General features: G+C 62.3%; 1 pseudogene. It reads left to right on the top strand.

The features are described 5' to 3' along the window. Positions 1–2 precede the first annotated feature (2 nt). Positions 3–293 (top strand): annotated as a pseudogene (locus tag U8L64_RS00640) (response regulator); the annotation flags it as partial. Between the last annotated feature and the right edge of the window lie 139 nt (positions 294–432).

The raw sequence follows: 432 nt of genomic DNA, 5'->3' as shown, positions 1-432 counted from the left end.
TTCTGGTGTTGGAAGAAGATGACAAGACTGCCGATTACCTCAAGAGCGGGCTGGTAGAGTCCGGCTATCGCGTGGAGGTCGCGAGCATCGGCATCGACGGAAAATACCTGATCGAGGTGGTGGCATTCGATCTGGTCATCCTCGACGTCATGCGGCGGGGGCTCGATGGCTGGCAGCTGGTGCTGGTGGTGCGCCAGCGCTCGGCGCATACGCCGGTGCTGTTCCTCAACGCGCGCGACGCGGTGGAAGACCGGGTGCGCGGGCTGGAGCTGGGCGCCGACGACTACCTACTCTCCTTGACTGGCGTAATCGCCGCAGTTGGCTCGGCTCGATTCGTTTCTACGCAGGTGAGCTGTTAGATCCTGCCATGCGCCGACACCTTGAGCCTCGAGCAATGCCAAACTGGCGGCGATGCGCGACTACTTTCGCGAG

Origin of the sequence: Pseudomonas sp. FIP_A4 (assembly GCF_036701605.1) — a bacterium.
Lineage (GTDB): Bacteria > Pseudomonadota > Gammaproteobacteria > Pseudomonadales > Pseudomonadaceae > Stutzerimonas > Stutzerimonas phenolilytica.
This window is presented reverse-complemented; position numbering and strand designations above follow the sequence as displayed.